Consider the following 13,172-nt stretch of genomic DNA (forward strand, 5'->3'; position numbering starts at 1 on the left):
CCGGCGTGGTGTTGCTCAGTGGCCGGTCACTTGACCGGCTCAGGCTCCGGCTCGCTCTCCGTCTCCGGCTCGCCCGCCGGGTCGACCGGCGTCCTGACGGAGTCGAGGAGCAGCTGGGCGACGTCCACGACCTGGATGGACTCCTTGGCCTTGCCGTCGTTCTTCTTGCCGTTCACCGAGTCCGTGAGCATGACGAGGCAGAACGGGCAGGCGGTGGAGACGATGTCCGGGTTGAGGGACAGGGCCTCGTCGACGCGCTCGTTGTTGATGCGCTTGCCGATCCGCTCCTCCATCCACATGCGGGCGCCGCCGGCGCCGCAGCAGAAGCCGCGCTCCTTGTGGCGGTGCATCTCCTCGTTGCGCAGGCCGGGGACCTTGCCGATGATCTCGCGCGGGGGCGTGTAGATCTTGTTGTGGCGGCCCAGGTAGCACGGGTCGTGGTAGGTGATGATGCCCTCGACCGGGGTCACCGGGATCAGCTTGCCCTCGTCGACGAGGTGCTGGAGCAGCTGGGTGTGGTGGATGACCTCGTAGTCGCCGCCGAGCTGCGGGTACTCGTTGCCGAGGGTGTTGAGGCAGTGCGGGCAGGTGGCGACGATCTTCTTCGCCGACTTCGGCTTCCTGGACTCCGCCGTGACCTTGCCGTCGTCGTCCAGCTCCTCACCGAACGCCGTGTTCAGGGCCATGACGTTCTCCATGCCGAGCTCCTGGAACAGGGGCTCGTTGCCCAGGCGGCGGGCGGAGTCACCGGTGCACTTCTCGTCGCCGCCCATGATCGCGAACTTGACGCCCGCGATGTGCAGCAGCTCGGCGAAGGCCTTGGTGGTCTTCTTGGCGCGGTCCTCCAGGGCACCGGCGCAGCCGACCCAGTACAGGTACTCGACCTCGGAGAGGTCCTCGATGTCCTTGCCGACGACCGGGACCTCGAAGTCGACCTCCTTGGTCCACTCGAGGCGCTGCTTCTTGGCCAGGCCCCAGGGGTTGCCCTTCTTCTCCAGGTTCTTGAGCATCGTGCCCGCCTCGGACGGGAACGCGGACTCGATCATGACCTGGTAGCGGCGCATGTCGACGATGTGGTCGACGTGCTCGATGTCGACGGGGCACTGCTCGACGCAGGCGCCGCAGGTGGTGCAGGACCACAGGACGTCCGGGTCGATGACGCCGTTCTCCTCGACGGTGCCGATCAGCGGGCGCTCGGCCTCGGCCAGGGCCGCGGCGGGCACACCGGCCAGCTGCTCCTCGGACGCCTTCTCCTCGCCCTCCACGGTCTTGCCGCCACCCGCGAGCAGGTAGGGGGCCTTGGCGTGGGCGTTGTCGCGCAGCGACATGATCAGCAGCTTCGGCGACAGCGGCTTGCCGGTGTTCCAGGCGGGGCACTGCGACTGGCAGCGGCCGCACTCGGTGCAGGTGGAGAAGTCCAGCAGGCCCTTCCAGGAGAACTGCTCGACCTGGGAGACGCCGAAGACGTCGTCCTCGCCCGGGTCCTCGAAGTTGATCGGCTTGCCGCCGGAGGTCATCGGGAGCAGGGCGCCCAGAGAGGTCCCGCCGTCCGCGTTCCGCTTGAACCAGATGTTGGGGAAGGCGAGGAAGCGGTGCCAGGCGACACCCATGTCGGTCTTCAGGGCGACCGTGATCATCCAGATGAAGGAGGTCGCGATCTTCAGGCCCGCGAAGAAGTAGGTGAGGGTCTGGAGCGTGGAGACGTCCATGCCCTCCAGCCACGAGACCACCGGGTACGAGATGAAGAACGAGGCCTCGTAGCCGTCCACGTGGTGCTGGGCGCCCTCCAGCGCGTGCAGCATGAAGATGCAGACGCCGACGACGAGGATGACGGTCTCGACGAAGTACGCCTGGCCGAAGTTGGAGCCGGCGAAGCGGGACTTGCGGCCCGGCTTGTTCGGCTTGCTCAGCTGGCGGATCACGATCAGGACGAGGATGCCGAGCACCGTCATCGTGCCGATGAACTCGACGAAGACGTTGTACGGCGTCCAGTCGCCGATGACCGGCAGGAGCCAGTCGGCCTGGAACAGCTGGCCGACGGCGTTGACGATCGTCAGCAGCAGCGAGAAGAAGCCCACCGCCACGAACCAGTGCGCGACACCGACGATGCCCCAGCGGTTCATCCGGGTGTGGCCGAGGAACTCCCTGACCACGGTGAGGGTGCGCTGGACGGGCTCGTCGGTGCGGGTGCCCGCGGGCACGTTCTGGCCGAGCCGCATGAAGTTGTAGATCTGCAGGAGGGCGCGGGCGAACAGGGCCACGCCGACCACGATCAGAACCAGCGACACGATGATCGCGGCGAGTTGCATTTCGGGGCTCCTCGGGCCTGCGAGGGACATTACTAAGCGGTAACTTATGCAGTCCGTTCGAGACTACCCGCATCCTTCCTCGCACTGTAGCCAGGGGCGAGGTGATCTGGGTCGCTGAGGTGAGCCTGAGCCCCCGGGGCAATCCGATCGTGTTATTCATACCGATTTGCTGCTTTCAGGCCTAATTTAGACCCGTGCTCTACGGGATCCTCGCCGCCGCCACCGCTCTTCTGCTGGCCGCCCTGCTCGCGGCGCTGCTGCGCGGGCCCGGCCTGCGCGCCGGGGTCGTCGAGCGGCGGCAGCCGGGCGCGGCGCGCAGGCGGCCGGTACCGCTGCTCGGCGGGGTGGCCGTGCTGGCCGCGACCTGTCTCGTCGCCTGGGCGGGCGAGTGGACCCATGTCGCACCGCTGGGGGACGGGGTCGGCGGGCTGCTGCCCGCGGGCGCCGCGGTCGCCGCGCTCGGGCTGGCCGCGGACGTGTGGCGGCTGCGGGCGCGGGTGCTCGTCGCCGGTACGGCGGTGGCGGCCGCCTGTGTCGTGCCGTACGACGAGACGGGCGTCCCGGCCGGGATCCTCGCCGCGGGCTGGATCGTCCTGGTCGCCCTCGCCTTCCGGGCGCTCGACCACGCCGACGGGCTCGCGGGCACGGTCGGGGTGATCACCGCCTTCGGGGTCGGGGCCTGCGCCGCCGCCGAGGTGATGGACGGGCTGGCCGTGCTGCTCAGCGTGCTGGCCGCCGCGCTCACCGGGTTCCTCATGCACAACTGGCATCCCGCGCGGATCGGACTGGGGACCTGCGGATCGCTGTTCACCGGGTTCCTGCTCGCCTCCGCCGCCGTGTTCACCCGGGCCGGACACGGGCTGGGGGAGGGGGCCGGCGTGCTGTTCTCGCTCACGGCCCTCGGCACCGCCGACCTCGCCCTGGTGGTCGTCTCGCGGCGCGCGGCCCGGCGCTCGCTCCTCAGGGGCGGGCCGGACCACCTCGGCCACCGGCTGCGGCGGCTCGGGCTCACCCCGCAGGGAACCGTCGTCCTGCTCGGCGCCGGCGCCTTCTCCGGGGTGCTCGTCGGGGTGCTCGCCCACACCGGCTGGGCCGGGGACGGCGCCGTGCTCTGGGTGGCGGGTGGGGCGCTCGTCGTCGTACTGCTACTCCTTCGAATCCCTGTCTACGGTCCTCGAAGGATTACGTCTTCGCAGGTCAGGGGGCAGTTGCGTGTAAGGAGCGGATAAGAGTTGAGTCCATACGACTCAGGTCTGTTGACCGAGCGGTGCGCCTCATGCACACTTGAGTCCGTTCCACTCAAGTCAGCTGGAGGAAATCACCATGGCACGTGCGGTCGGCATCGACCTGGGCACGACTAACTCCGTCGTCAGCGTTCTGGAGGGCGGCGAGCCCACCGTCATCACCAACGCCGAGGGTGCCAGGACCACGCCGTCCGTCGTCGCCTTCGCCAAGAACGGTGAGGTGCTGGTCGGCGAGGTCGCCAAGCGCCAGGCGGTCACCAACGTCGACCGGACCATCCGGTCCGTGAAGCGTCACATGGGCACCGACTGGAAGATTCAGCTGGACGGGAAGGACTTCAACCCGCAGCAGATCTCCGCCTTCATCCTGCAGAAGCTGAAGCGCGACGCCGAGGCCTACCTGGGCGAGAAGGTGACCGACGCGGTCATCACCGTCCCGGCGTACTTCAACGACTCCGAGCGTCAGGCGACGAAGGAGGCCGGCGAGATCGCCGGTCTGAACGTCCTCCGTATCGTCAACGAGCCCACCGCGGCCGCGCTCGCCTACGGCCTCGACAAGGACGAGCAGATCATCCTGGTCTTCGACCTCGGTGGCGGCACGTTCGACGTCTCGCTCCTGGAGATCGGCGACGGTGTCGTCGAGGTGAAGGCCACCAACGGTGACAACCACCTCGGTGGTGACGACTGGGACCAGCGCATCGTCGACTACCTGGTGCAGCAGTTCAAGGCCGGCCACGGCGTGGACCTCGCCAAGGACAAGATGGCTCTGCAGCGTCTGCGCGAGGCCGCCGAGAAGGCGAAGATCGAGCTGTCCTCGTCCACCGAGACCTCGATCAACCTGCCCTACATCACCGCCTCCGCCGAGGGCCCCCTGCACCTCGACGAGAAGCTGACCCGCGCTCAGTTCCAGCAGCTGACCGCGGACCTGCTGGAGCGCTGCAAGACGCCGTTCCACAACGTCATCAAGGACGCCGGCATCTCCCTCGGCGAGATCGACCACGTCGTCCTCGTCGGTGGCTCCACCCGCATGCCCGCCGTCGCCGAGCTCGTCAAGGAGCTGACCGGCGGCAAGGAGGCCAACAAGGGCGTGAACCCGGACGAGGTCGTCGCCATCGGCGCCTCGCTCCAGGCCGGTGTCCTCAAGGGTGAGGTCAAGGACGTCCTGCTCCTCGACGTGACCCCGCTGTCCCTCGGCATCGAGACCAAGGGCGGCATCATGACCAAGCTCATCGAGCGCAACACCACGATCCCGACGAAGCGCTCCGAGATCTTCACGACGGCCGAGGACAACCAGCCGTCCGTGCAGATCCAGGTCTACCAGGGCGAGCGCGAGATCGCGGCCTACAACAAGAAGCTCGGCATGTTCGAGCTGACCGGTCTGCCGCCGGCGCCGCGCGGCGTCCCGCAGATCGAGGTCTCCTTCGACATCGACGCCAACGGCATCATGCACGTCACGGCGAAGGACCTCGGCACCGGCAAGGAGCAGAAGATGACCGTCACCGGCGGCTCCTCGCTCCCCAAGGACGAGGTCGACCGCATGCGCGAGGAGGCGGAGCGCTACGCGGAGGAGGACCACAAGCGCCGCGAGGCCGCCGAGACCCGCAACCAGGGCGAGCAGCTCGTCTACCAGACCGAGAAGTTCCTCAAGGACAACGAGGACAAGGTCCCGGGCGAGATCAAGACCGAGGTCGAGGGCGCGATCGCCGAGCTGAAGGAGAAGCTCAAGGGCGAGGACACCGCCGAGATCCGCACCGCCACGGAGAAGGTCGCCGCCGTCTCGCAGAAGCTGGGCCAGGCCATGTACGCCGACGCCCAGGCCGCGCAGGCCGGCGCCGGCGGTGCCGGTGAGGCCCCGAAGGCCGACGACGACGTCGTGGACGCCGAGATCGTGGACGACGAGCGCAAGGACGGTGCCGCGTGACGGAGGAGACCCCGGGTTTCGAGGAGAAGCCCGACGTCCCCTCCGGCGCCACCCCCGAAGACGCCGAGTCGACGGCCGCTTCCTCCGCTTCGGCGGAGGGGGCGGCCCCGGCCGGGGACGCAAGTGCACAGCAGAACGCCGGTCTGGTCGCCCAGCTGGACCAGGTGCGTACGGCGCTCGGTGAGCGTACGGCGGACCTCCAGCGCCTTCAGGCCGAGTACCAGAACTACCGCCGCCGCGTCGAGCGCGACCGGGTAGCGGTCCGGGAGATCGCCATCGCGAACCTCCTGACCGAGCTCCTGCCCGTGCTCGACGACATCGGCCGCGCCCGGGAGCACGGCGAACTGGTGGGCGGATTCAAGTCCGTCGCCGAGTCGCTGGAGACCGTCGCGGCGAAGATGGGGCTGCAGCAGTTCGGCAAGGATGGCGAGCCCTTCGACCCGACGATCCACGAGGCCCTGATGCACTCGTACGCGCCGGACGTCACCGAGACGACGTGCGTGGCGATTCTGCAGCCCGGGTATCGGATCGGCGAGCGCACCATCCGCCCCGCGCGGGTGGCCGTCGCCGAGCCGCAGCCCGGCGCGCAGACGGTCAAGGCCGAGGGGTCCGACGAGGGCGCCGCGGCCGACGACAAGGAGAGCGGTGGCCCGGAGGAGGGCTGACGTAAACACCGAACGGAAGGAGGGGCGTCGAGGATGAGCACCAAGGACTTCATCGAGAAGGACTACTACAAGGTCCTCGGCGTCCCCAAGGACGCCACCGAGGCCGAGATCAAGAAGGCGTACCGGAAGCTCGCCCGCGAGTTCCACCCGGACGCCAACAAGGGCAACGTCAAGGCGGAAGAACGCTTCAAGGAGATCTCCGAGGCCAACGACATCCTCGGTGACCCCAAGAAGCGCAAGGAGTACGACGAGGCACGCGCCCTCTTCGGCAACGGCGGCTTCCGCCCGGGGCCGGGCGCGGGCGGCGGCTCTTTCAACTTCGACCTGGGCGACCTCTTCGGAGGCGGAGGCGGCGCCCAGGGCGGAGGGGGCTTCGGCGGCGGTTTCGGGGACGTTCTGGGGGGCCTGTTCAACCGGGGCGGCGGCGCGGGCCCGCGCACGCAGCCCAGGCGCGGCCAGGACATCGAGTCCGAGGTCACGCTGAGCTTCACCGAGGCCATCGAGGGGGCCACGGTCCCGCTGCGGATGTCCTCGCAGGCACCGTGCAAGGCCTGCTCCGGCACCGGCGACAAGAACGGCACCCCGCGCGTGTGCCCGACCTGCGTCGGCACGGGCCAGGTGGCACGGGGCTCGGGCGGCGGCTTCTCGCTCACCGACCCCTGCCCCGACTGCAAGGGCCGCGGTCTGATCGCCGAGCACCCCTGCCTGGAGTGCAAGGGCAGCGGCCGCGCCAAGTCGTCCCGGACCATGCAGGTCCGCATCCCCGCGGGGGTGACGGACGGTCAGCGCATCCGGCTGCGCGGCAAGGGCGCGCCCGGCGAGCGGGGCGGTCCGGCGGGCGATCTGTATGTCGTCGTGCACGTCGGCACGCACCCGGTGTTCGGACGCAAGGACGACAACCTCACGGTGACCGTCCCCGTGACGTTCACCGAGGCCGCCCTCGGCGGCGAGATCCGGGTCCCGACGCTCGGCGGCCCGGCCGTCACCCTGAAGCTGCCCGCGGGCACGCCCAACGGCCGCACCATGCGGGCACGGGGCAAGGGCGCGGTCCGCAAGGACGGCACCCGCGGCGACCTCCTGGTCACCGTCGAGGTGAGTGTTCCCAAGGACCTGTCGGGGAAGGCTCGTGACGCGCTCGCGGCGTATCGCGAGGCGACCGCGGACGAGGACCCGCGGGCGGAGCTGTTCGAGGCCGCGAAGGGAGCTTGAGAGTGATGGAAGGCCGTCGACGTAACCCGTATGAACTGACCGAGGAGACCCCGGTCTACGTCATCTCGGTGGCGGCCCAGCTCTCCGGACTCCACCCGCAGACGCTGCGCCAGTATGACCGCCTGGGCCTGGTCTCCCCCGACCGCACCGCGGGCCGGGGCCGCCGCTACTCGGCCCGTGACATCGAACTGCTCCGCCAGGTGCAGGCGTTGTCGCAGGACGAGGGCATCAACCTGGCCGGCATCAAGCGCATCATCGAACTGGAGAACCAGGTCGCCGCGCTCCAGTCCCGTGTCGCGGAGCTGCAGTCGGCCCTGGACGGCGCGGCGGCCGCGATGCAGCAGCGCGAGGCCGCCGTCCATGCCTCCTACCGGCGCGACCTGGTTCCGTACCAGGAGGTCCAGCAGACCAGCGCGCTGGTGGTGTGGCGGCCGAAGCGGCAGCAGCAGTCCGACTGACGGCACGACCGACGGCACTGCCGATAGGGGGGGGGGGGGGGGGGCTCCACCCCCCCCCCCCCCGGCGCCCGCCCCCCGGTGGTGGGGGGGCGGCCCAGCCGGCAGCATCATTCCGACTCACGTCACGACCTTCGGCACTGCCGACGGGGCCGGGAGGTTTCGACCCCCCGGCCCCTTCGCGTGCTCCACGGCGCCAGGACCGCGTAGTCGGCGCCGGTGCTGTCCTTCGGTGCCACCGCCCGAAGCGGGGCACCGCTGCCCTGCTTCTGGTCGACGGCGCTGTCGCAGTCCGTCTTCTTCGGAGTGCCGCAGAACGAGGTGTTCGCGCAGAACGTCCGGTCGAGGACCGGCGAGGCGCAACTGGCCGCGGCGGCCGGGGCGGTCGTGCGGCGGCTGGCTGGGTTCGTTCGATCCTCTGGTCGAGTCGGTTCGTCGGCACGGTGAGGGCTCGCGCCGCCGGTGATCGCGACTCGCGGAGAAAGACATCGGTTGTTCTGATCTTTGCCTTCCCGTGAACTTCCGTTGGGTGGAGAGTCCGTAAAGAGTATTTGGAGGCGATTCCGCTCCATCTCCACAGGGTCAGCGGAGCGTGGTGTTGCGCACTCGTTAAGTGATTCACCTTGACGACAGGTGTTGTGTCCGCGTTGGCTTTTCAGACATCCAGGCCGTAAAGCAGCCCCCTCCGGAACGCACCTGAAGTGAGCCCCCGAATGCGTCGTATCGCCATATCCGTGGCACTCTCCACGATGACCCTCTCGCTCGCCGGATGCGGCGTCCTGAACGCGACGGGGGACTCGAGTGATGCGAGCCCGACCAAGGGCAACGACGTCACGGTGGGCCTGCTGCTGCCGGAGACGGCGAACACGCGGTACGCGAAGTTCGACTACCCCATCATCAAGCACAAGATCGCCGACCTCACCAGGAACCGCGGCCGGGTCGAGTACGCCAACGCGGCGGCCAGCGTCAGCAAGCAGGCGCAGCAGATGCGCCAGATGGTCGCCGACAAGGTCGACGTCATCCTGCTCGACGCGGTCGACTCGCACGCCATCGCGGGCGAGGTGAAGAAGGCCAAGGACGCGGGCATCCCGGTCATCGCGTACGACCGTCTCTCCGAGGGGCCGATCGACGCGTACATCTCCTTCGACAACGAGCTCGTCGGTGAGGTGCAGGCCCGCACCCTGCTGGAGGCCCTGGGGTCGAACGTCGACACCTCCGACAAGGTCGTCATGGTGAACGGCTCGCTGACCGACCCGAACGCGAAGCAGTTCAAGCAGGGCGCGCTCTCCGAGCTGACCGGCAAGGTGACGATCGCGGAGAAGTACGACACCAAGGACTGGAAGCCGGAGAACGCCACGAGCGAGATGACCGACGCGATCAACAAGATCGGCAAGGACAACATCGCCGCCGTCTACTCCGCCAACGACGGCATGGCGGCGGGTGTCATCAAGGCCCTCAAGGCCGCGGGCGTCACCGACATGCCGCCGATCACCGGCCAGGACGCCGAGCTGGACGGCGTGCAGCGGATCGTCGCCGGCGAGCAGTACATGACCGTCTACAAGTCCTACCCGGCCGAGGCCGAGGCCGCCGCCCAGATGGCGGTGGCCAAGGTCCAGGGCCGGGACATCCAGTTCGACGCCCTGACCCAGGACCGCGTCGACAGCCCGACCAACAAGGCCATCCCGGCCCAGCTGGTCACCGTGACCGCCCTGACGAAGAAGAACGTCAAGGACACGGTCATCGCGGACGGCATCTACAAGATCTCCGACATCTGCACCCCCAAGTACAAGGCGGCCTGCGCGGCGATCGGCCTGAAGTAGCGAGCCGCACGCCGCCCCGCCCACGGACACCGCAGACCGGTCGACGGGGCGGGGCGGCGGCGTTCACCCACGAGGGTGGGCGGCGGGGCAGGACGGGGGCCACGTCGCCCCGCCGGGCTCCCGGTGACGTACGCGACACGCCGCCGGAATGCGCACGCTGTCCTCCGGGAGGCGGAAGTCCCTGGCCTCGTTGCGGACCGGGCGGATTTTGGCCACGTGGACCCGCACCCCGCCGCTCGTCGCCCCGGTCCGTCCGGCGGGCCTCCGGTGCCCGTACCCGCTCCCGCGCACGCCGCCCCGGACCAGGTCCGGTGCGAGGGCGCCGGGGATCAGCGGCACGAGGCCCGGCGGCCGGGGCCGCGCCCCGGGCACGAAGGCGCAGGCCAACCCCCCGGGCCGGCGGGAGGGCGGGCGTGACGGGTCGTCCGGCGGGCCGGGCGGCGCGGTTCACCGGTCCGATCGGCCGGAGGGACCGTGGGGGCTGTCCGGACACCCCGGGGAAGCGGATACGACGGTCCACTCCTGGCCACGGGTTCACCACCGTCAGCTTGTTGCAAAGGAACGGGATGAGGCCGGAAGGAACCGGTCGATAACGGTGCTTTGCGGTGCCGGTGGCGCGGAGAGCCGTGTTGCGGAGCCGGATCCGTCCGCGCATAGTTGCGCCACGGAAGTGGCAGCAAACCGGGGGTGGAATGGGCGATGGCCGGGCACGGAACGGGGGAGCATCCACACGGTGCCGACCGACTGTGCGAGGTCGGGGATCGCGTGTATTCCCGGGCCGTACGGCGAGGCCGCGTGCCGCGCACGGACGCCGGGCCGGTGCCCTGCCTGCTTGAGCTGGCCCTGCTGCACCCGGACCCCGACGACATGGACTGGCTGGTGCCGACCTCCCCGCAGGAGGTCATGACCCGGCTGCTGCGCGGGGTGTACGACGAGGTCAGGGAGAGCCAGCTGCGGGTGGGTTCGGCGGTGGCGGCCGTCGAGCGGTACGCCGGACTCGGCAGTCAGCTCCAGGCGTCGGCGCCCGCCGCGGCGGAGGGCACGGCGATCCGGGTGCTGGACGGGCTGTCCCGGATCCAGGCCGCGATGGACGAGGCGACCGAGGCCTGCACGACCGAGGTGCTGACGGTGCAGCCCGGCGGCATCCGGCGGGAGGCCGAGCTCACCGAGGGCCTGCACCGGGCGCTGGCGCTGCGCGGCCGGGGCGTGCGGATGCGCGACCTGTACACGCACGTCGCCAGGCACGGCCAGGGGCTGCTGAACTACCTTGAGCTGATGGGCGACGCCGTGGAGGCCCGGACCCTCGACGAGGTCATCGACCGGCTGATCCTCTTCGACCGTACGGTGGCCTTCATCCCGGCCAACACCGACCGCACGATGGCCTTGGAGCTGCGCCATCCGGCCCTGGTCCACTACCTGGTGACGGTCTTCGAGCGGCTGTGGCGCCTGGCGGTCCCGCTGACGGCCGCGCTGCCGGACACCGGCATCGAGGGCATCTCCCACCGGGAGCAGTCCATCGCCGCGCTGCTGGCGGAGGGTCACCAGGACGCGGTGATCGCCGAGCGTCTGGGCATCAGCGTGCGTACCTGCCGGGCCCATATCGCCCGGCTGTCGGAGACGCTGGGGGCGGCGAGCCGTACCCAGCTGGGTGTGCGGATAGCGCAGGTGGGGCTGGACGGGCCGCCGCGCACCGCCGGTGTGGCCGCGGTCGGCATTCCCGATCAGCAGTCCCCGGGCGTGCGATGAGGGCGCCGGGCCGGCCGGCGGCACCGGGTGCGCGCGATGCGCACAAGCGGCGAGAACGGATCCAACTGCCCGCGCCCGCGCGGCTGTTCACACCTGGGGCCGTGCCGGTGGTGAGGTGTCCTGGTCGAGGATTCCCGAATGGGCGATGAGGTAGCCGAGCTGGGCGCGGCTGCCGCTGCCCAGGATCTGGGCCAGCTTGGCGATGTGGGCGCGGCAGGTGCGTACGTTCATGCCCAGCCTGCGGGCTATGGCCTCGTCGACGTGGCCCTCCACCAGGAGCTTGGCGATGGAGTACTGGATCTCGGTGATGCCGTCGGAGTCGACTTCGTAGGGACCGCCGGCGCTCATCGGGACGGCACGGTCCCACAGGTACTCGAACACCTTCATGAGATAGCGGACCAGGCCGGGGTGGCGCAGTTCCAGGGCAACCTTCTGGTCGTCGCGGGCGGGGATGAAGGCGACCGCGCCGTCGCAGATGATCAGCCGCTCGACCAGTTCGTCGATCGTGCGGTACTCGATCTTTCCGTCGGAGAGCCGGGCCGCGTAGGCCAGCTTCTCCGGGTTGTAGCGGGCGGTGTGCTGGTACAGACTCCGGATCTTGACCCCGCGTTCGATCAGGGCCCGGTCCCGCTCGAGTCCCTGCAGCAGGCTGCTCTCGGAGATGCGGTCGGACGGCTGCACCGTGACGAGTTCGGTCCGGCTCTGGGACGTGGCGAGGTTGAGCGCCGCGTTGATGCGCTCGCCGCCCTCCAGGACGGTGATGGAGTCGCTGGGGTTGTTCACCTCGGTGCTGAGCGCCATGAACGGCTCGAAGATCTCGGCGAGTTCGACCGACAGCCGTCTGCGCTCGGTGATCTCGCGCTCGATCGGGTCGAGTCGCCTGGCCAGGGCGACCGCGGGCGGGAGCGGGCGCAGCCAGGTGGGATCGTCCGGGTCCGGGTGGAGCAGGGCGGTTTCCATCAGACAGGGGGCGGAGTCCACGTCCGCGCGCGCGACGCGTCCGGCGCGCAGGGCGGAGGCGTAAATGCGGCTGCCTTCGTCACACAGCTCGGTCACCCCATGGGGATGTGTCCCTTTAGCCCGATTTGTTGCCAAATCTCCACCCCCCAGGGTCCTGAACATGCAGGAACATGATGCACCGATTGTGTGGCCATCACGTGCCCGAATGAGCCATCGTCGTACCTGACGGGGGAAAAGGGGACCTTCAAGTGAGGACGAAGCCGACTATGCGTAACAGACTGCTTCGCTCGGTGCTCGGCGCCGCCTTTTCCGCCCTGGTTGTTCTGGGGGTGCTGAGCGGCGTTTCCGGTGCGAAGGGTGACGCCCGGGCAGTCACCGAGTGGCCTGCGGTAGCCGTGAACACCGGTGCGGCAGGCGGAGCCGGGAGCTGACGTGACCACTCCACCCGACGACCGATCCTTCCGCCGCGAAATGGCCACCGCCTACCGCTCCGGCTGGCACTTCATCGACCTGGTCACCGCCATCCCCCACAGCGGTGACTCGCTGATGGTGACCGTCTTCGGTGAGCCGGTCGTCGTCACGCGGGACGAGGACGAGGACGTGCGGGCGTACCGGTGCCTGCGGAAGCCCCGTGGGGCGCCGCAGCCCGTGCGATGCGCCATCCGGTACGGAATGATCTTTGTGAACCTGGACCAACGGGACCACCGGCTCGCGGAGCCGGAGGACTCGGACCTGAGGACCATCTCGGCCACCCCCCGCAGTGCCTGACGCGATTCCCCCGTCGTAACAAATCGCTCAGGTGCTTCCCCCCGGCAGCGGGGGGGGCCGGGCGCGCGACACCGGGCG

Annotated in this window: 10 protein-coding genes; 8 read left to right on the forward strand and 2 right to left on the reverse strand. The window is 69.6% G+C overall.

Annotated elements, in window-relative coordinates; genetic code table 11:
• Window positions 1-26: 26 nt before the first annotated feature.
• Window positions 27-2,309, reverse strand: coding sequence for a (Fe-S)-binding protein (locus ACFW2E_RS10290; RefSeq protein ID WP_384464315.1), 2,283 nt, complete (start codon window positions 2,307-2,309; stop codon window positions 27-29).
• Window positions 2,310-2,503: 194 nt separating this feature from the next.
• On the opposite strand from ACFW2E_RS10290, the gene ACFW2E_RS10295 reads away from it, so the two are divergent.
• The 7 genes from ACFW2E_RS10295 (at window position 2,504) to ACFW2E_RS10325 (ending at window position 11,366) form a co-directional block, all read left to right on the forward strand.
• A complete protein-coding gene (locus tag ACFW2E_RS10295; protein WP_384464318.1) occupies window positions 2,504-3,538 on the forward strand; it encodes an MraY family glycosyltransferase in 1,035 nt (344 codons plus the stop codon).
• Window positions 3,539-3,632: 94 nt separating this feature from the next.
• A complete protein-coding gene (dnaK, locus tag ACFW2E_RS10300) occupies window positions 3,633-5,471 on the forward strand; it encodes a molecular chaperone DnaK (RefSeq protein ID WP_384464321.1) in 1,839 nt (612 codons plus the stop codon).
• Window positions 5,468-6,136, forward strand: coding sequence for a nucleotide exchange factor GrpE (grpE, locus tag ACFW2E_RS10305; protein ID WP_384464324.1), 669 nt, complete (start codon window positions 5,468-5,470; stop codon window positions 6,134-6,136). The genes dnaK and grpE overlap by 4 nt, the downstream gene beginning before the upstream one ends.
• A 33-nt stretch (window positions 6,137-6,169) precedes the next feature.
• Entirely contained in the window at window positions 6,170-7,345 is a 1,176-nt protein-coding gene (gene dnaJ / locus ACFW2E_RS10310) for a molecular chaperone DnaJ (protein WP_384464327.1), read from the forward strand.
• A gap of 5 nt (window positions 7,346-7,350) precedes the next feature.
• Window positions 7,351-7,803 (forward strand): heat shock protein transcriptional repressor HspR, encoded by a 453-nt coding sequence (locus tag ACFW2E_RS10315; protein WP_384464330.1) that lies wholly within the window; start codon window positions 7,351-7,353, stop codon window positions 7,801-7,803.
• 710 nt (window positions 7,804-8,513) lie between these two features.
• A complete protein-coding gene (locus ACFW2E_RS10320) occupies window positions 8,514-9,620 on the forward strand; it encodes a substrate-binding domain-containing protein (protein ID WP_384464333.1) in 1,107 nt (368 codons plus the stop codon).
• 699 nt (window positions 9,621-10,319) lie between these two features.
• Window positions 10,320-11,366: a LuxR C-terminal-related transcriptional regulator gene (locus ACFW2E_RS10325; RefSeq protein WP_384464336.1), complete on the forward strand. Its 1,047-nt coding sequence runs from the start codon at window positions 10,320-10,322 to the stop codon at window positions 11,364-11,366.
• Window positions 11,367-11,453: 87 nt separating this feature from the next.
• Here the strand turns inward: ACFW2E_RS10325 and ACFW2E_RS10330 are convergent, their stop codons facing one another.
• Window positions 11,454-12,488: a helix-turn-helix transcriptional regulator gene (locus ACFW2E_RS10330; protein ID WP_384464339.1), complete on the reverse strand. Its 1,035-nt coding sequence runs from the start codon at window positions 12,486-12,488 to the stop codon at window positions 11,454-11,456.
• Between the two features lie 270 nt (window positions 12,489-12,758).
• On the opposite strand from ACFW2E_RS10330, the gene ACFW2E_RS10335 reads away from it, so the two are divergent.
• Complete coding sequence (locus ACFW2E_RS10335) at window positions 12,759-13,094, forward strand: hypothetical protein (protein WP_384464342.1); 336 nt, start codon at window positions 12,759-12,761, stop codon at window positions 13,092-13,094.
• Window positions 13,095-13,172 lie beyond the last annotated feature (78 nt).

This window comes from Streptomyces sp. NPDC058964 (genome assembly GCF_042741275.1).
GTDB lineage: Bacteria > Actinomycetota > Actinomycetes > Streptomycetales > Streptomycetaceae > Streptomyces.